The organism is Arthrobacter glycogeni (genome assembly GCF_054510815.1).
Map to the genome: position 1 here is coordinate 25,422 of NZ_JBTNDV010000007.1, position 17,954 is coordinate 43,375.

Annotated in this window: 17 protein-coding genes and 1 tRNA gene; 6 read left to right on the forward strand and 12 right to left on the reverse strand. The window is 64.6% G+C overall.

Annotated elements, in window-relative coordinates; all coding sequences use genetic code 11:
• Nucleotides 1–3: 3 nt before the first annotated feature.
• The 5 genes from dop to ACX80G_RS08980 form a co-directional block, all read right to left on the reverse strand.
• On the reverse strand, nt 4–1,590 hold the full coding sequence (gene dop / locus ACX80G_RS08960) for a depupylase/deamidase Dop (protein ID WP_459307437.1): 1,587 nt from the start codon (nt 1,588–1,590) through the stop codon (nt 4–6).
• 65 nt (nt 1,591–1,655) lie between these two features.
• Complete coding sequence (gene arc / locus ACX80G_RS08965) at nt 1,656–3,425, reverse strand: proteasome ATPase (RefSeq protein WP_459307296.1); 1,770 nt, start codon at nt 3,423–3,425, stop codon at nt 1,656–1,658.
• Between the two features lie 121 nt (nt 3,426–3,546).
• On the reverse strand, nt 3,547–4,635 hold the full coding sequence (locus tag ACX80G_RS08970; RefSeq protein WP_459307297.1) for a tRNA (adenine-N1)-methyltransferase: 1,089 nt from the start codon (nt 4,633–4,635) through the stop codon (nt 3,547–3,549).
• Nucleotides 4,636–4,706: 71 nt separating this feature from the next.
• A complete protein-coding gene (locus tag ACX80G_RS08975) occupies nt 4,707–5,864 on the reverse strand; it encodes a site-2 protease family protein (protein ID WP_459307298.1) in 1,158 nt (385 codons plus the stop codon).
• Entirely contained in the window at nt 5,861–6,619 is a 759-nt protein-coding gene (locus tag ACX80G_RS08980) for an HAD family hydrolase (RefSeq protein ID WP_459307299.1), read from the reverse strand. The genes ACX80G_RS08975 and ACX80G_RS08980 overlap by 4 nt, the downstream gene beginning before the upstream one ends.
• A gap of 106 nt (nt 6,620–6,725) precedes the next feature.
• On the opposite strand from ACX80G_RS08980, the gene ACX80G_RS08985 reads away from it, so the two are divergent.
• Nucleotides 6,726–7,613 (forward strand): PAC2 family protein, encoded by an 888-nt coding sequence (locus ACX80G_RS08985; RefSeq protein WP_459307300.1) that lies wholly within the window; start codon nt 6,726–6,728, stop codon nt 7,611–7,613.
• A gap of 17 nt (nt 7,614–7,630) precedes the next feature.
• Here the strand turns inward: ACX80G_RS08985 and mshC are convergent, their stop codons facing one another.
• The gene (mshC, locus tag ACX80G_RS08990; RefSeq protein ID WP_459307301.1) at nt 7,631–8,908 is read right to left on the reverse strand and encodes a cysteine--1-D-myo-inosityl 2-amino-2-deoxy-alpha-D-glucopyranoside ligase; all 1,278 of its coding nucleotides are present in this window, start codon (nt 8,906–8,908) and stop codon (nt 7,631–7,633) included.
• A 72-nt stretch (nt 8,909–8,980) separates the two neighbouring features.
• Nucleotides 8,981–9,805: an undecaprenyl-diphosphate phosphatase gene (locus ACX80G_RS08995; RefSeq protein ID WP_459307302.1), complete on the reverse strand. Its 825-nt coding sequence runs from the start codon at nt 9,803–9,805 to the stop codon at nt 8,981–8,983.
• Nucleotides 9,806–9,879: 74 nt separating this feature from the next.
• On the opposite strand from ACX80G_RS08995, the gene ACX80G_RS09000 reads away from it, so the two are divergent.
• Nucleotides 9,880–10,818: an aldo/keto reductase gene (locus ACX80G_RS09000; protein WP_459307303.1), complete on the forward strand. Its 939-nt coding sequence runs from the start codon at nt 9,880–9,882 to the stop codon at nt 10,816–10,818.
• Here ACX80G_RS09000 and ACX80G_RS09005 read toward each other — a convergent pair.
• Nucleotides 10,815–11,042 carry a hypothetical protein gene (locus ACX80G_RS09005; protein WP_459307304.1) on the reverse strand — a complete coding sequence of 76 codons (228 nt, stop codon included), beginning with the start codon at nt 11,040–11,042 and terminating at the stop codon, nt 10,815–10,817. The genes ACX80G_RS09000 and ACX80G_RS09005 overlap by 4 nt on opposite strands.
• 40 nt (nt 11,043–11,082) lie before the next feature.
• Here ACX80G_RS09005 and ACX80G_RS09010 point away from each other — a divergent pair, with 40 nt between their 5' ends.
• Complete coding sequence (locus ACX80G_RS09010; protein WP_459307305.1) at nt 11,083–11,316, forward strand: DUF5703 family protein; 234 nt, start codon at nt 11,083–11,085, stop codon at nt 11,314–11,316.
• Between the two features lie 13 nt (nt 11,317–11,329).
• Here ACX80G_RS09010 and ACX80G_RS09015 read toward each other — a convergent pair whose 3' ends face one another.
• Nucleotides 11,330–12,490 (reverse strand): acyl-CoA dehydrogenase family protein, encoded by a 1,161-nt coding sequence (locus ACX80G_RS09015; protein WP_459307306.1) that lies wholly within the window; start codon nt 12,488–12,490, stop codon nt 11,330–11,332.
• An 11-nt stretch (nt 12,491–12,501) separates the two neighbouring features.
• Nucleotides 12,502–13,803 (reverse strand): M20/M25/M40 family metallo-hydrolase, encoded by a 1,302-nt coding sequence (locus ACX80G_RS09020; protein WP_459307307.1) that lies wholly within the window; start codon nt 13,801–13,803, stop codon nt 12,502–12,504.
• 151 nt (nt 13,804–13,954) lie between these two features.
• Between ACX80G_RS09020 and ACX80G_RS09025 the strand changes: the two genes are divergently transcribed.
• Nucleotides 13,955–14,037: transfer RNA gene (locus ACX80G_RS09025), tRNA-Leu, on the forward strand.
• An 87-nt stretch (nt 14,038–14,124) separates the two neighbouring features.
• Nucleotides 14,125–14,415 (forward strand): hypothetical protein, encoded by a 291-nt coding sequence (locus tag ACX80G_RS09030; RefSeq protein WP_459307308.1) that lies wholly within the window; start codon nt 14,125–14,127, stop codon nt 14,413–14,415.
• Nucleotides 14,416–14,739: 324 nt separating this feature from the next.
• On the opposite strand, the gene ACX80G_RS09035 is transcribed toward ACX80G_RS09030, so the two are convergent.
• Nucleotides 14,740–15,141: a hypothetical protein gene (locus tag ACX80G_RS09035; protein ID WP_459307309.1), complete on the reverse strand. Its 402-nt coding sequence runs from the start codon at nt 15,139–15,141 to the stop codon at nt 14,740–14,742.
• Between the two features lie 1,024 nt (nt 15,142–16,165).
• On the opposite strand from ACX80G_RS09035, the gene ACX80G_RS09040 reads away from it, so the two are divergent.
• Nucleotides 16,166–16,612, forward strand: a complete 447-nt coding sequence (locus ACX80G_RS09040; protein WP_459307310.1) for a DUF5956 family protein — start codon at nt 16,166–16,168, stop codon at nt 16,610–16,612.
• A 321-nt stretch (nt 16,613–16,933) separates the two neighbouring features.
• On the opposite strand, the gene ACX80G_RS09045 is transcribed toward ACX80G_RS09040, so the two are convergent.
• Nucleotides 16,934–17,590, reverse strand: coding sequence for an HNH endonuclease family protein (locus ACX80G_RS09045; protein WP_459307311.1), 657 nt, complete (start codon nt 17,588–17,590; stop codon nt 16,934–16,936).
• Nucleotides 17,591–17,954 lie beyond the last annotated feature (364 nt).

The following is a 17,954-nucleotide window of genomic DNA, read 5'->3' on the forward strand; positions in this document are numbered from 1 at the left end:
TCTCTATGGTGCCATGTTGGATTGTGGCCTGCTCAAAAGCCGGGCAACAAATTCTTCGGCGTCGCCCGACGCTGCGAACAATTCCCTGGTGAGGGCGGCGGTTCCGCGGAGCGGTTCGCGGGTCTGGATCCGCTGCAGCCGCCGCTGGGAGGGCAGTTCGAAGATGATCGAGTCCCAACTGGCGCCGACCACCTCTCGCGGGAAACTGCTGATGCAGCGGCCGCGGAAGTAGGCGCGGGTGTCCTCGGGCGGGCGGGATACGGCAGCCTTCACCTGCTCGTCGGTGACGAGCCGGTCCATCTGGCCGCGGGCCGACAGCCGGTAGTAGATGCTTTTCTCGGGGCGCAGGTCGGAGTACTGCAGGTCCACCAGGGCCAGGCGAGGGTCCTCCCAGGATAGTCCATCACGGCTCCGATAGGCCTCGAGTACCTTCAGCTTGGCCACCCAGTCAAGCTGGTGTGCGGCGTCGAACGGGTCCCGGCGTAGGGTGTCGATCAGTGTCCCCCACCGGTGCAACAAGTCGGCGCTCTGCCCGTCGACCCCACCCTGGCGGTCGGCTTCGCCCAGGCACGCCTCAAGGTAAAGTTCCTGCAGGTCGAGCGCCGTCAGCAGCCGCCCGTCCACCAGCCTGATGCGGTGCTTCAGGCTCGGATCATGGCTGACGGCCTGCAGTTCACCGACCGGATCCTGGATCGCCGGGACCGGTGCGCTGCCCCGATCGATCAGGGAGAGCACCAGCGACGTGGTGCCCAATTTCAGGTAGTTGGAAATTTCGCTCAGGTTGGCGTCACCGATGATGACGTGGAGCCGCCGGTACTTTTCGGCGACGGCGTGCGGCTCGTCACGGGTGTTGATGATCGGTCGGCGGACGGTCGTTTCGAGGCCGATCTCGTTCTCGAAGAAGTCGGCGCGCTGGCTGAGCTGAAAACCCGGCGCCTGGTTGACGGCGCCGATGCCCACCCGGCCCGACCCGCAGATCGTCTGACGGGACACGAAGAACGGTATCAGCACCGACGCCAGCTGGTTGAAGGGAACACTCCGTGGCACCAGATAGTTCTCGTGCGAACCGTACGAGACGCTCTTGTTGTCGGTGTTGTTTTTGTAGAGGTGGACCGGGGCGAAGCCGGGGGTTGCCGAGATCCTGCGCATGGCCGCCAGCGCGACGGCGTCCCCGGCACGGTCCCACAGCACGGCGTCGAGCGGGTTGGTCACTTCGGGGGACGAGTATTCCGGGTGGGCATGGTCGACGTACAGCCGGGCCCCGTTATTCAGGACCAGGTTCATCAGCACCGCCTGATTCAGGGGGCCGGCGTCGTCCAGGGAGGCATCCACCAGGGCGATCTGCTCGGCGGAGAGCACCGGCGGGGCGTCGGTCAGCTGGGACGGATCGGCGGCGTACCGGGCCTGGTGCCAGCCGCGTGCATCGGCCAGCGGTGCCTCATCCGTGTAGTCCCAGCGGGTGCCAGCGAGATTCCCCAGCCCCTCCCGCAGCGTCGCGGCGTAGGCGTTGACGACCTGGGAGGACAGGACTGTGGCGTTGGCGTCGGGGATCGACGGTGCGATGATGCCGTACTCGGTTTCCGTGCCCATCACGCGGTGGGCGGAAAACCGTTCAGGGTCGAGGACTGATGGATCGGTGAATGGTCCAACTGGTGTCACAGATACTGTCCGGTATTCGCAGTGGTTTCGATGGTCTTCCCGGGTTCCTGGCCGGCCTTGCCTTGCACGATGGTCCGGATGTAGGTAATCCGCTCACCCTTCTTGCCGGAGATGCGGGCCCAATCATCGGGGTTGGTGGTGTTGGGCAGGTCCTCGTGCTCGCGGAACTCGTCGACGACGGCGCGGAGGAAATGCTCTATCCTCAGGCCCTTCTGCCCATCCAGCAGCAGGTCCTTGATCGCGTACTTTTTGGCCCGGTCCACCACGTTCTGGATCACGGCGCCGGAGTTGAAATCCTTGAAGTAAAGCATCTCCGTGTCGCCGTTGGCGTAGGTTACCTCGAGATACTCGTTGGACTTTTCGGTTGAATACATTTTCTCCACGGTGCGCCGGATGATCCCCTGCACGGTGGCCGACCGGTTGCCGTTGTGCTCCCCCAGATCGTCGTCATGGAGGGGCAGGTTCTCGGTGATGTACTTGGCGAAGATCTCGGCGGCGCCCTCAGCGTCGGGCCGGTTGATCTTGATCTTGACGTCCAGGCGGCCCGGCCGGAGGATGGCGGGATCAATCATGTCTTCCCGGTTGGAGGCGCCGATCACAATCACGTTTTCAAGCTTCTCGACGCCATCGATCTCGCTGAGGAGCTGCGGCACAATCGTGGTCTCGACGTCGGAGGAAACCCCGGTACCGCGGGTCCTGAACAAAGAATCCATCTCGTCGAAGAAGACCACCACGGGGCTGCCGTCCGAGGCTTTTTCGCGGGCCCGGGCGAAAATCAGCCGGATGTGGCGTTCGGTCTCGCCGACGTATTTATCCAGCAGTTCGGGTCCCTTGATGTTCAGGAAGTAGCTGCGGGTTCCGGTGGACCCGGTGCGTTCGATGGCGCGGGCGGCAAGCGAGTTGGCTACTGCCTTGGCGATCAGGGTCTTGCCGCAGCCCGGTGGACCGTACAGGAGAATGCCTTTGGGTGCTTTGAGCCCGTGCTCCCGGTATAGGTCGGGGTGGAGGAAGGGCAGCTCGACGGCGTCGCGGATCTGCTCGATCTGCGGACCGAGGCCGCCGATGTCCTCATAGGCGATGTCCGGTACTTCTTCAAGCACCAGATTCTCCACTTCGCTGCGGGGGATCTTTTCCAGTGCGTAGCCGGACCGGTTGTCAACCGACAGCGCATCGCCGACCCTGATCCGCTCCGACTGGAGGGGTCCGTTGAGCCGGACCACGCGCTCCTCGTCGGCCCGCCCGATCACCAGGGCACGGTCGGTGCCGAGCAGCTCCTTGACGGTCACCAGTTCCCCGGCACGCTCGAAGGCCAGCCCCGCCACAATGGTCAGCGACTCGTTAAGGAGGACCTCCTGCCCGGGCATCAACTCTTCAACGTTGACCAGGGGGCTGATCGCCACCCGCAGTTTCCTGCCGGATTGCAGGATGTCGGCGCTGTCCTGGCCAGCGCCCGACGCTGTCGGGCCCCGGCCCGCGGGGCCCTGCACGTTGATGGCGATGATGGTGCCGAAGCTGAAGGGGGTGGCGCCCTCGTTTTCCAGGGCGCCCTTGAGACGGACGATCTCGGTTCGCGCGGTTTCGAGCGCGGCGACCAGTTTGGTGTTGTTCTGCGCGGCCGAGGACAGCTGCCGGTCAATGGTGCGCATTCGGTCCCGCAGGATATTCAGCTGGCGTTGCGTTGCGGCCAGCTGGCCCGCGCCAGGTGCGGCCTCGTGCGGGACGGCCGCGGACAATTCTGGAGGGTCTACGTTCTCGAAGTCAGCCATGCGTATCGCCCACCTTCAGTGCTCGATTGTTGCTCTCATTCGACCATAGCGCAGTAGGCCGCGTAATTCCTGAAAGTCACCCCAGCCACCGGAGGTGAACCCGCCCCGGACCCGCCCCGGCTCAGCGCTCGTCGTCGTGCCGGGTAGCGATCTGGGCGCGGCGGGCCTGCGCGCGGCGGGCCTGCGCCTCCTCGGCGGGGAGGGCACCCCGCTGGATGGTGGAGCTGGCATCGCGTGCCACCCGGCGCAGTCGCTTATCCGATACTTCACGCTCGCCCACCGCCTGGGGGGTCCACGCGTTGAGGTCCTCTTCGCTGAAATCCGTCTTGGACGGGCGCCGCTTCGGCGACAGTCCCGTGACGCCATGCGCCAACCGTCGAGTGATGAGGAGGAAGCCGGTGTGGGCCACCATGCGGTGATCCGGGCGCACGGCGAGGCCTTCGAGATGCCAGCCGCGCACCATCGACTCCCAGGCATCCGGTTCGGTGAACCGGCCATCAGCGCGGATGGCTTCAGCGGTCCGGGACAGTTGGGTGACCGTGGCCACATAGTTGATCCAGACGCCGCCCGGTGCGAGCACCGTCGCGACGGCATCGAGGCATTCCCAGGGCGCCAACATGTCCAGGACCACCCGGTCAACGCTGCCCGGCTCTTCCTGCTGGACTACCTGTTCCTGGAAGTCTCCCAGGGTGATCCTCCATGCCGGATGGGCTCCACCAAAAATGGTTTCGACGTTTCCCTGGGCAATGTCGGCGAATTCGGCGCGGCGCTCGAACGAGTGCAGGTAGCCTGCATCCCCCACGGCCCGCAGCAGGGAGATCGACAGGGCGCCGGAGCCCACGCCCGCTTCCACGACCCGGGCGCCGGGGTAGATGTCGGCCATGGTGATGATCTGCCCGGCGTCTTTGGGATAGACCACTGCCGCGCCGCGGGGCATGGACAGCACGAAATCGGACAGCAGCGGGCGCAGCGCCTGATACAGCTGGCCACTGGTATTGGTGAGGACAGAGCCTTCCAGGGACCCGATCAACCCGTCGTGCAACAAAAATCCTTTGTGCGTATGGAAGGCCCCGCCGGGGGTGAGCGTGATGGTGTTCATGCGCCCCTTCTCGTCTGTCAGTTGCACGCGTTCACCGGCACGGAACGGACCCCGGCGGACGGCGGCACCGTGGGGAGGGTGTGCCGCGGGGGTGGTTCCGGGGGTGTTCATCAGGGAAGTCCTTAGCTAGTGGGGGGCGCAGCGGGTGAGGAGGCGGGGTCTACAGGATGGGTTGGTGGGGTCTACGGGGTGGTGCCGGGGGTGGGTTTTCCGGTGATGGCTGAGATGACTGTCGACTGGTGCAGCAGCCCGGTAACGCGGCCGAGCCGGTCGATCACCGCGTATTCGCTGCCGGGCAGTTTCGCCAGGAACTGGACCAGTTCCTGGCCTTCGGCGGATTCCAGGACGTAGGCGCCGGGCGAGAGTGCGCGGGCGACTGCGTTGATCAGGGTCTGCTCGGCGGCGTCGTCGGGAACGCTGAGCAGGGCTCCGGTGTCCACGACAGCTTCGGGCAGCCCCCCCGGACCGGTCAGGACGATTGCCGCCCCCGGGTGGTCCCGGGCGAGCCTTCTGACTGCCTGCACTGTGGTCCCTGCCGCGATGCTCAGCGCCGGCTGTTGCAGCCGCCCGGCGCTCACTGCCGGAAGCCTCAAGCGCATTTGGGCGCTCTGGATGGCCGCTGTCGCTCCCGTCCACAGGAACGCGCCCATCACCGCGGCGAGAATAACCACGGTCAGGTCCGGGCTTCCGCCGAGCAGCAGGGGCAGCCCGACCACAGCGACGACGAGCAGGATCACGATGATGCGCCCGGCCCAGCCCGCAGCGACGGTGCCTTTGTCCTGGTTGCCGGTGGCTTTCCACACAGCGGATTCGACGATCCGCCCGCCGTCGAGCGGTAGGCCCGGCAGCACGTTGAATACGGCGACCAGGAGGTTTGCCCACACGAATATGTCGGCGAGGAGACGTCCCACCGACTGGGGTTCGAAGAGGGGGATGGCCAGCCAGCCGCCCAGGGCCAGCAGGAAGTTCGCAGCGGGGCCGGCCAGCGCCACAACCAGGGAGCGGCCCGGGGTGGCGCTGAAGTTTTCGAACTGGGTGTGCCCGCCCCAGAGGTTCAGGACGATGCGGGCCGTCGGCCACCCAAACCGGCGGGCCGACAGGGCGTGAGCCAGTTCGTGGATCAGCACCGATGCCGCGAGCAGAAGGGCATAGCCGAGGGCGACCCCATAGGCGCCGGCCCCGATCCCAGGAAAAGCGCGGGCCACCTGCGGACCGAACACCACAACAACGAACGCGGCAATGAGAAACCAGGACCAGGCCAGGACTATCGGGATTCCCGCGAGTCGTCCCAGCGAGATCCCCTCCCGCCGACGCAGGCCCTGGGTTTCGGGGGTGGTCACCGGGTTGCCTGCTCCGCCGGGACCGGGCAGTGGTCGAGGACGAGCCGGTTCAGGTCCGCCACCGACCGGTGTTCGAGGGTGGACCATTCGTACCAGCCACGATCGGTGGGCAAGGCCGTCATGTGGGGCACCGCCAGGGTGACCAGTCCGGCGGATTCGGCCGACGTCGCACCGGGAAGCGAATCTTCGATCGCCACGACCCGGTCTTTGGTCAGGCTCCCGGATCCCCCTACCAGCCCGTCGAACGCCAGCTGGTAGGCCTCCGGGTCGGGCTTCCCCCGCTGGACCATGTCCCCCGTCACCACAAGCTCAAAGGTGCCTTGGGGCAATTGGCTGACCACTTCGGCGGCGAGGGGCTGCTCGGACATGGTGACCATCGCGCAGGGGATGCCTTGTGCATTCAGGTCGGCCAGCAGTTCGCGGGCACCGGGCCGCCAGGGGGCGGTTTCGGCGACCCGGGACTGTACCTCGGTGGTCAGGTGATCGATGATGTCGCGGATGGGCAGGTCGACGCCGGCCCGTTGGAGAACACCGGCCGAGAAGGAGAGGGCCTGGCCCACCAGGGCTTCGGCGTCGGCGGTTGACCAGCTGCCGCCGTGCTGCGCCACCAGATCTTTCTCGGCTTGGATCCAGTACGGCTCAGTATCAACAATCGTGCCGTCCATGTCCCAGAGAACCGCCTGCAGTCCCCCGACGTCGACATTGGGTGCCTGTCCGGAACGGAGCGCAGCTGTATTGGGATCGGAAATAGCCATGGGCCCAGTCTACGGGGAGGGCAGCTGCGCCCGAGGCTGCTTAGGCTCTACGCGAAGCGGTGACCAATAGCCGCCAACGGCTGCCGGGGAGGTTTAGGGTGAAGTGGTGAGTACCTTTGATGAGAGCGTCCCGCCCGGAATCCGTGGCCTTTTTGAACACAGTGATGCGCCCGGGCGCAGGGTGACGATCATGCTGGCCGCCTTCGAAGGCTGGAACGACGCCGGCGAGGCGGCTAGTGATGCCCTGAAGTTTATGGGGAGGTACTGGGGCACCGAAAAGGTGGCGACGATCGACGCCGACGAGTTCTACGACTTCCAGTTCACCCGTCCCGTGGTCACGCGGGACGCCACGGGCCAGCGCAAGATCAAATGGCCCACCACGCGGATCAGCAAGGCGTCGGTGCCGGACACCAACGTGGACATCATTCTGGTGCACGGCGTTGAACCGTCCTATAAGTGGCGGGCCTACACTGCCGAGCTGATCGCCTCGGCCAAAGAGCTCAACGTCGACTGCATCATCCTGGTCGGGGCGCTGCTTGCCGACGTGCCGCATACCCGGCCCATCCCGGTTACCGTCACCTCCGACGATGAGCTGGTGCGGGAAAAGCTCGACATCGAGCCGTCCACCTACGAGGGTCCGATCGGCATTGTCGGGGTGCTCAGCGAGGTGGGTCTGCTGGCCGACATTCCGACGTTGTCCCTGTGGGCGGCCGTACCGCACTATGTGGGCCAGTCCCCGTCGCCGAAGGCGCAGCTTGCCCTGCTGAACCGGCTTGAGGAAATGCTCCACCTCTCGGTGGACACCCACATCCTGGTCGAAGAGTCCGAGGCGTGGGAGCGCGGCGTCGACGAACTGGCTATCGAGGATCCTGAGGTGGCCGCCTACGTGCGGCAATTGGAGGAGGCCAAGGACACCGCCGAGCTGCCCGAAGCGAGCGGCGAATCGATTGCCAGGGAGTTCGAGCGGTACCTGAAGAAGCGCCGCAAGGACTGACGCGACGCCAGGACTGACTACCGGGTTAGCCTGATGCCGAGGAGGGCGTCCAGGGCGTCCACTATGTCGGCGGCGCCGTCGTTGCTGCCCCCGGAGGTGGGTGCAGCGGCCGCCCAACGGTCGACGGCGGCCACGGCGGCCGGAGCGTCGAGATCGTTGACGAGGGCTGCCCGCAGTTCAGCGGTGAGCGCGGCAGCTGACTCCTTGGTGGCGGAGCCCAGGGCAAGCCGCCAGCTGGAGAGCTGGTCCTGGGCCCGGGGGATCACCTTGTCGGTCCAGGACCAGTCGGAGCGATAGTGGTGGTTCAGGATGGCCAACCGGATCGCTGCCGGATCGACGCCGTCCCGGCGCAAGGTGGACACCAGGATCAGGTTGCCGCGGGATTTGCTCATCTTTTCCCCGTCCAGACCGACCATGCCGGCGTGGGAATAATGCCGTGCCAGCGGAGTCCCGGTGGCCGCTTCGGCGTGGGCTGCACTCATTTCGTGGTGCGGGAACACCAGATCCGAACCGCCCGCCTGCACGGTGAACGGCAGGTCGAGGAAACGTTGGGCGATGACGGCGCACTCGATGTGCCAGCCGGGACGACCCCGTCCCAGAGTGTTCCCGTCCCAGTCCGGCTCACCGGCCCGGGCCACGCGCCACAGCAGCGGGTCCATGGGATGCTTTTTCCCGGGTCGGGTGGGGTCGCCGCCGCGTTCGGCGAACAATCCGGTCATCTCGTCCTGGCCGAGGTGGGACACGGCGCCGAGGAACCAGGCATCGGGCCCGGACAGGGACGCTGACGCGGCGTCCACCGAGAAGTAGATGTCGCCGCCGGGCTCCGATCCGTCAACCGGCACCGGGTACGCGATGCCCCGCTCCAGCAGGGATTCGATCACCGGGACGATCCACTCAATCGATTCGACGGCGCCAACGTAGTGGTCAGGCGGGATGACGTTCAGTTCGTACATGTCTTCGCGGAATAAATCCGTCTGCTGGGTGGCGAGGTCGGTCCACTCCACCCCGGTCGCGGCCGCCCGTTCAAGGAGGGGGTCGTCGATGTCGGTGACATTCTGGACATAGTTCACGACGGCGCCAGAGTCGCGCCAGAGCCGGTTCAGGAGATCGAACGCAACATAGGTGGCGGCGTGGCCCATATGGGTGGCGTCGTAGGGTGTGATGCCGCACACGTAGAGGCCGTGCCGGGGGTCGGTTGGCAGGGCGACCTGCTGCTGCTGTTTGGTGTCGTACAGCCCAATGTCGGCGCTTTCGCCAGGCAGGACAGGAATAGGACGAGAGTTCCACGCAATCACGTCTTCTACAATACGTTCTTCACTGGGCAGCCCAGACCAGCGGGGGTCCCGCCCCACTGGTGGCAGCGACGATCAGGGGTTGATCACGCCGAATCCGAGCAGCAGGAACAGGGCGAGCCCGAGCAGGATCCGGTACCAGACGAACAGGCCGTAACTGCGGGTCGAGACGAACTTCAGGAACCAGCCGATGATGACGAAGCCCACCACGAAGGCAATCCCGGTTGCCAGCGCCGTTTCGGCCAGACCATAGGGGCCAGGCTCGTCGAAGCTTTTGACCAGTTGGAAGAAGCCACTGGCAAAGACCGCCGGGATGGCGAGCAGGAAGGAATAGCGTGCCGCGGCCTCCCGGTTGTAGCCCATGAACAGGCCGGCGGTGATGGTGCCGCCCGACCGGGAGACGCCGGGAATGAGTGCCAGGGCCTGGGCGAAGCCGTAAAGGATGCCGTGGCGGTACGTCAACTGGTCCAGTGATCGGTCCTGCTTGCCGACGGCGTCGGCCACCGCGAGGATCAGGCCGAAGACCACCAGCATCGTTGCTGTCAGCCACATGCTCCGCAACGTGCTCTCGATCTGGTCCTGGAAGAGCAGGCCGAGGATACCGATGGGGAGGCTGCCAAGGATGACGAGCCAGCCCATCTTCACGTCCGGGTCGCTGGTCGGTACCTTTCCGCCCAGCGACTTGACCCAAGCCCGGATAATCCGGACGATGTCCCGCCAGAAATAAACCACCACCGCGGTTTCAGTGCCGAGCTGGGTGATGGCAGTAAACGCGGCGCCCGGGTCCTGGGCGTCGGGCAGGAACTCGCCAACAATCCTCAGGTGCGCGCTGGAGGAGATGGGCAGGAATTCCGTCAGGCCCTGCACCAGGCCCAGGATGGCAGCTTCGATCCAATTCACATCTAAGACCTTAGAGCACATACCTGCCGGGGACCGGGACGCAGCGGCCCTGCCGCAGGCTTTAGGCTTACCGTATGCAGTGGCACAACGTGGGCAGCAGCGGTCTGACAGTATCCCGTGTGGGATTGGGCACTATGACCTGGGGTCAGGACGTGGATGAGGAAACCGCGCGGGAACAGCTTCGCCTGTTCACCGAGGCGGGAGGCACCCTGGTGGGTACTGCCGCGCGCTACTCGGACGGACGGGCGGAGGCGATGCTGGGCGACCTCATCGGCGACACCGTTGCCCGTTCCGAGCTGGTTCTCGCCGTTCAGGGTGGGTCAGCCCGGCAGCACGCCGGTGTGCGCCGTGGTGACGGGTCCCGGAAGGGCTTACTCGACTCGCTCGATGCGTCGCTCGCCCGCCTCGGCACCGACCACGTTGACCTGTGGCTGGCACCGGCCCGACACGCCGCTGTGCCCCTGGACGAGACCCTCGGGGCGCTGGAAATCGCCTATCGGACCGGCCGGGCCCGCTATGTGGGCGTGTCGAACCATGCGGGCTGGGAACTGGCACTTGCGCGTGCCACGGCAGGCTTTCCCATCATTGCTCACGAGGCCGAATACTCGTTGCTGAACCGCACTGTTGAGCGTGAGGCGACCCCCGCTGCCGTGGCCCTCGGTGTGGGATTGGTGGCCTGGGCCCCGCTCGGCCGCGGCGTCCTGACCGGCAAGTACCGGGGGCAGACCCCGTCGGATTCCCGGGCCGCCTCCGATGTGTGGGCGCCATACGTCGAGCCGTACCTGAGCGGCCGCCCGCACCGGATTACCGAGGCCCTGATCACCGCGGCCAAAGGCCTGGATCTCGCCCCGCTGGAGGTAGCCCTGCGCTGGGTCCTGCATCGTCCGACGGTCGCGTCGGCGATGGCCGGTGCCAGGACGAGTCACCAGCTCAAGGATGTGCTGTCTGCTGCACAGGATCCGTTGCCCGCCCAAATTTCCGAAGTGCTTGACGAGGTGTCAGCTCAGCCCTAGGACTCGTCCTCGTCGTCGTCGCCGTCTTCATAGATGACCAGCGGTGTCACTTCGCCGTGGGCGTCGTAGAGGACTTCCTCATAGGTATCGAAGGCATCTGCGATGGCCAGGTAGGCGGCCTCGACCGCTGGGTCCTCGTCGCCACGCCGGGAGGCGGCCACGTTCAGATGCTCCTCAAGCGCCGAAACCAGGGTTTGGAGCGCGACACGCGGATCAATACTCATGGGTAGACGTTATCGGTAAAGTGATCAAAATTGGAGGGAAATGCGAGAACAATTTCTGAACGCGACGACCGCGCCGAAGCGCGACGTCGAACGCCGGTACGAGTACCTGGTGCTGACCGTCAACGCCGGGGAACCGGTCAGTGCAGCGCGCCAGGCGCTGACTGAGCACGCCGAATACGGCAAGTGGGAACTGGAGCGCAGCTGTATCTACCTGGGCGGCGGCCGGCGGTACTGGATGCGCCGCAAGGTGCTCCGGGTGGAGCGGACTGCCTGAACCGGCTGGCCCCCTAATCCTCAGTCAGCGGACCCAACCACGCCGCCGCCACGGTCCGGTGCGCCGATTCGCTCGATGACGGATGGTACTGCCCGGCCAGGACGTCCCGGTGCAGCCGGCCAATCTCGCTGGCGGCATGGTAGCCACGCCCTCCCGCCAGGTGCAGGGCGGCGTCGTTGACCTCTCGGGCCACCGTCGTGGCCCGTAGTTTCAGACCGACCAGTTTGGCAAACCACCGGCTCCCGTGGTCGACGCCATCGTCGAGGTCGCGGGCTACCGACCGCAACTGCGCGTCGAGGGTGTCCATGGCCATCGCGGCGTCTGCGACCTGCCAGCGGGCTTCAGGTGTCTGTGAGAGCCTCACCGGGTCAAGACCGGTGGTTCGCTCCCCCGCCGATCCGACGGCGAGCTGCAGCGACCTGTCCCCGATCCCCGCGTACACAGCCGACAGCAGCGTCTCGAACACCCCGAAGATCGCGAAGACCAGCGGGTCGACATGGGGACCCACCGGCAGGTGCCTGAAAATGCGCTCCGGCGGCACCACGACGTCGTCGAGCCGGGTGGTGTGCGACTGGCTGGCCCGCATACCAAGGGTGTCCCAGTCCTCGACTGTGTGCACCCCGGCCGTCCCCCGGGTGACGAAGCCATGCACCAGTTCCTTTGAGCCGTCTGCTGCAGTGGCTTTGCCGAACACGCCGAGGCGGGTCCAGGCGGGTGCCAGGCTGGTAAAAATCTTGGTGCCGGTAAAGGCATACCCGCCATCGGGTTGTGGCGCAGCGGTGGTGAGGGAATCGAAGAGGACCGCATCGTTGCCCGGTTCGGACAGCCCAAACGCGTAGAGCTCCCCCTCGGCGGCCTCCCGCAGCACCCGCGCCAGCGAGTGGTCCCCCTGGCGCTGCAGCAACAGGGCGACACCGGTCCACACCAGGTGCATGTTGATAGCCAGCGCGGTGGCGGGTGCGGCCGAGGCCAGGCGCCGCTGGCACGCTGCCGTTGCCTCGATGCCCAGCCCCCGACCGCCGTCGGGCACCGGAGTCATCAGCGCCAGATAACCCCTGGCCCGGAGATCAGCCAGATCCGCGTGGAAGAACTCGTTCCTGGCGTCGTACCCGGCGGCGCGTTCGCGGAGCGTATCGAGCAGACTGTCGGGAAGGATGCCCTCGGGGGTCTCCATGGTGAGGTCGCCTAGTAGGTGGTGAGCAGGCGGTGGAGAACGCGTGAGCCGAACTTGAGCGATTCGGTGGGGACCCGCTCGTCGACGCCGTGGAACATGCCGGTGAAGTCCAGTTCGTCGGGCAGCTGGAGCGGGGCGAAGCCGTACCCGGTGATGCCGAGGCGGCTCAGCGACTTGTTGTCGGTGCCCCCCGAGAGCGTGTACGGCAGCACCTTCGCGCCGGGGTCCTGGCTGTGGAGGGCGTCGATCATGGAATCCACCAGATTGCCGGCGAAGGGCACCTCAAGGGAGACGTCCTTGTGGTCGTAGGTGACGTCGACGCCGTCGCCCGCGAGCTCCCTGATGGTGGCGAGGACCTGCTCCTCCTGGCCGGGGAGAGTCCGCACATCGATCAGGGCTTCGGCGGTGCCGGGGATGACGTTGTGCTTGTAGCCGCTCTTGAGCACTGTTGGATTGGACGTGTTCTGCAGGGTGGCACCCACAAAACGGGCTACCGTGCCGAGTTCTGCGAGGAGGGTGTCGGGGTTGTCGGCGTCGAACTCGACGCCGGTGAGTTCGGTCACGCCGTCGAGGAACTGACGGGTGGTGGGGGTGAGCTCGATCGGCCACCGGTACTCCCCCACCCTGGTGACGGCGCGTGCGAGGCGGGTGACGGCGTTGTCGGTGTTGATCTGCGACCCGTGCCCGGCACGGCCGTGGGCTACTAGGCGCAGCCAGGAGATGCCCTTCTCGGCGGTCTGCAATAGGTAGGTGCGCTGGCCCCCGATGGTGGCGGAGAAGCCGCCGACCTCGGAGATCGCCTCGGTTGCCCCCTCGAACAGTCCGGGCTGGGTATCGACCAGCCAAGACGCACCGTACGTGCCGCCGGCCTCCTCATCGGCGAAGAAACCGAAGATCAGGTCCCGTTTGGGCTGGATCTTCTCGCGTTGCATGCTGCGGAGGACCGAGAGGATCATGGCGTCCATGTCCTTCATGTCGACTGCGCCGCGACCCCAGATCAGGCCGTCCTTTTCCTCGCCGCTGAACGGGTCGACCGTCCAGTCCTCCTTCTGGGCGGGGACGACATCCAGATGGCCGTGAACCACCAAGGCGGGTAGCGATGGATCCGAGCCCGGCATCCTGGCGATCACCGAGGCGCGTCCCGGCTCCGACTCGAAGATCTGCGACCCCAGACCCACTTCGTCCATCAGGCCGGCCGTGTACTCGGCCGCCGCTCGTTCGCCCGGGCCCACATTGTCTCCATAGTTGGACGTGTCAATGCGGATCAGTTCCTGGCAGATGCGGACAACTTCGTCTTCGGGCTTGATGGTCATCGTGTGGGCCTCCTGAGCCAAATGGTCTGTTCCACCAGCCTAACCACTTTGTCTGAGCCCCCGTGAGGGGGCGGATTAAACTCTTGGGCCCCCCTCGTGTTAGAGTTTTTTTCGCTGCTTCCGAGGTTTAGAGCTACGGAAAACATCACCTGCGCGGGTGGCGGAATGGCAGACGCGCTAGCTTGAGGTGCTAGTCCTTTAACGAGGGTGGGGGTTCAAGTCCCCCTCCGCGCACTATGAGAGCCCTAGCCAGAGCAATCTGGCTAGGGCTCTGTTGATGAAACCTACATTTCTGTTGATCGCTACCCAGGCTTCCGGGTTATGGCATCCATACGGACTCAGATCCGCTCCGACGGCATCACCCGACACCAAATCGTCTGGCGCGATCAGGACACCGGCAAGCAGACATCTCGATCCTTCGACGACGCACAGTCAGCCGACAGGCTCCTGCGATTCCTCAACGACAACGGACAGTCCTTCAGGCTCGCCGCCAAAGCCGCCTCCGTGATGCGGTCCGCCTCCCCCAGGCTGTCCGTAGTAGTCAGCGAACATATCGACAGCCTCACGGGCATCGAATCCGGTTCGCGCTACCGATACCGGCGGATCCTCTAGAATCACATCGACGAATCGCTCGGCGGCATCCCCGTCGACCGCCTCACCCGCTCTCAGGTCCTCAACTGGTTCGACGTGGTCGCCGTAGCGGACAAGACCCGCAAGAACGTCCATGCCCTACTCTCGGCCTCGCTGGAGACGGCCGAGATCCGCCTCGTGCCCGAGAACGTGGCCAAAGGCATCCGGGGGCGCCCAAGACCGGGCTGAGGACCCGGGAGGCTTGTTCCTGAGCAAGCACGAACTCGACCTCATCGCGAAGACGATCGACCCGCGATTCGAAACGATGATCAGGTTCTTCGCTGGATCGGGACTGCTTCAGCGAGGTCACTGCGCTGCGCCGCCGGGACCTCCGCAAAGACGGCGACCGCTGCCATCGTCCACGTCATCCGGGCATGGAATCTCCTCCCCCGTTTGGGTGTAGGCGAAAATCTGGTACGAGTTGATCGGGCTTTCGCCGGCCGGGTTGTCGACCGAGACGCTGGCATAGGTGGTGGGTCCCTCGCCGATGGTGGTGCGGAGGGCCTCCACATCTTCTGCCGGTTCAGCGGGGAAGGTCACTGTGCCGGTTGCGCCCATGTATTCGAAGTCCAGGGCGCTGCCGTCGTAACCGGCCCCGGCGCTGCAGTCTCGGTAGGCGCTTCGCCTGCCTCGACGAGCTGGTAAGCCTCGGCGATCTCTTCTGTAGGTTCGGGCAGCGGCGAACTGCCAGCTGCGGGTGCGGCACATCCTGTGGGGAGGAGGGCAGCCATAGCTAACGGCGCGAGAGTCTTATTCATTTGTTTCCTCTGTTTCAGATTTAGTCGTTGTTAGGTTCGAGACCGGGCAATGGCGTGGCGTTCGGGTCGATATTGGGATTCTGGATTGGCAATATGCTGCGAAGCGTGTAGCTCCTCCGTCATTCCGAACCAGGCATCACCCTCGCTACCTCTCCCCCGGCTCCTGCTCACACCGTCGACATCAACGGCACCTTCGCGCTGCAGCACACCCGGGCCGACAAGTTGCCCGAATGGCAAGCCGACCTGCCCACACCGGAGGTCGCTGGTGCCGTGCGTTGACATGGCACTCAAGCAAAAGGCCCAAGAATGGGTCTGCACAGGAGAGGGACTAAGCGTAAGTACGGACGCAAAGGGTAAACCTGTACAGCAGTTCACGGAGTTGCAAGCTGAAGCGCCGTTGGAGGGAGAATCGCCTCCGACGTTTTCCATCCTTGCAGACGACTACGACACCTGGTGCGAGTGTGGAGATGTCTGCCGTCGCAAGATCACCTCTTACATCGCAGAGACTAAAGGAAACGCTGCCTACGGAAATACCAGCGGAGTAACTGGCAGCTTTGACATCGTCATCCGAACCAACCTCGACGGACGTCAAGCGAACAGCCGAGTGACTCGAATCTGGGATTCAGGACCGGCCCTGGCGTTCACCAGTTCACGCATTCGGTGCCGGGAAACGGCCACATTTCGGCCGTCGACCTGTGGTTCACACGATGCTGGCAACGTCACAGTGTCCTCGAGTAGCAAACGCCACACGAGTGGGCTGATTTATGGAAATCGTCTGAATAACAGCAACGAGTATTACAACCAGTTCACGTCCTACTTCACGCCAACAGGCTACCCTCGGCAGAGCATCAGGGTACTCAACACCCTTCAGTTCAACTGCTACGGGGCCGATAACTGCTACTTCCCCTAAACCGACCTTTACATACAGGTGCAGCCCTTACTTTCGGCAAGGGCTGCGCCTCTTGAAGGACTAGATGACTCTCAAGACATGGGCTGCAGTCCCGCTAGCTGCTACCGCGAATCGTGAAGTTTGGATAGAAGCCACAAATAACGGCTGGGGAGCGCTTGTTCTCTGGGTTTCCGAACCCCGCAACCTCATCAGACAACCGGGCCAATCGGATCAGGGGCAGGTGGTTCAAACAGTAACCGCGAATGGCGTTACAACAACGCATGAAATACCTCTGACGGTGAAGGATTTTCAAGAGTCAGATGAGGACGTAGATACCTACCTCTCGGAGGCAGGCATACCTTCGCGGCCCCGCGGATTCATTTGGTACATCCATCTACCTCCCGGGGTGAATAGCGAACGAGAATTTTGGTCGATCCTCAACCAGGCAATCGCGGATAGGGCTCCCGAAGCTCATCGTCCGTCTCAATTCCTTCCACAGCTAGCCGATGCGTTGGCATCTCTGTATAGCTAGGTGCTACCCACTCCGAGGTGACGTGTCCTCACGAACTTAAGGTGCCCACAGCCGTTCAACTGCCCGACGCCCTTCTTCGGGCGCCCACCCGCGGAGCACTTCGACCCTTATGGCAAACATGGTTGCACTGGAGGCGAACATTCCAGGCGAGGCTGCTTCGAACCTGTTGATAGCGACCTGGAACCTGCGGGCATTTGGTGGGCTCACAGAAAGCCGGGCATCCCGCAGGGAGGACTCTTCGAAACGTGATCAAAAGTTCATCGCGTCGGATGTCAGGGAAAGACCGCTGGCATCGGCGAACGCCTGGCCTGCCTCTATGAATCAGACCTTCGTGATAGTGAGCTTCACGCCAGCACATTTGTCGGCCCACTGGATGAGCGCGGCTTTCTCGGCCTTGTCGACTGTCATGCCCCAGCGCGCCTTCACAACCGTCCATTGGATGATGTAGCTGCAATGGTTCGCCGGCGGCATCCACTGTTCAGGTCCGGACGCCTGCTTGGAAGAGTTCAGGCGGCTCGTTTGGGCGTTAAGCGATCCGGCGTACCCCAGGTCGTTATAGAACGCGACGCGGCGGGCCTGCGTCCAATTCCGGGCACCCGACCCCCACGCTTCATGCACGGGCACCATGTGATCGATCTGGACTGTGCTGGCCGAAGTGTGCGCCTTGTTGTCGAATGTGGTCACCCATTTACCGGTTGCTACCGCGCAGTACTTGGTGGTGGTGTACTTCGGTGCCACTTTACTTTCGGAAATGAGAACCTCAGCGCGGGTGTTCTGGCAGTCCTTGTTCTGATCCATCCATTGACCGAAGTAGCGGTCTCGGTCATACCCGGCGTTGCTCTCCGCAGCCACCGGCAGCGCGCGTGCCGCGCTGCGCAGATCGGTGGTGTAGGTGGTGGCTGCGCTGGCCGGCGCCGGGATGCCTGTGAAGAGCAGGGCGATAGTAAGCGCGCTAACAAGCGCCGATTTCTTGCTCATGGTGGTCCCCCAAGTCGAAGCGCCCCCAGCGGACGCCGCGATAAGCGTCCCACTCAATCGCAATATTCCGGGGGGACCTGCGGAAAGGCTTCGCAAATACTTCGCCTGGACCTGCGTTCAGCCCTCAGTAGGCTCAACCCCTGGGTCTCGGCCGCCCAGATGCCAGGCGACGCCCACCCGCTAACCCCAGGACAAGGCAGACGGACGGGTACCAATTCGTTGGAGCGGTGAGCCTGAGGAATACCGGGTGTTCGATGGGACGGAGCACCGGCCGTCCAACTGGACGAACGTCCGACGGTCAACACCCGGGCCGGCAGGCTGCTGCAGGAGCGCCGTGCCCTGCTCGGAGCTATCGTGAGGTCGG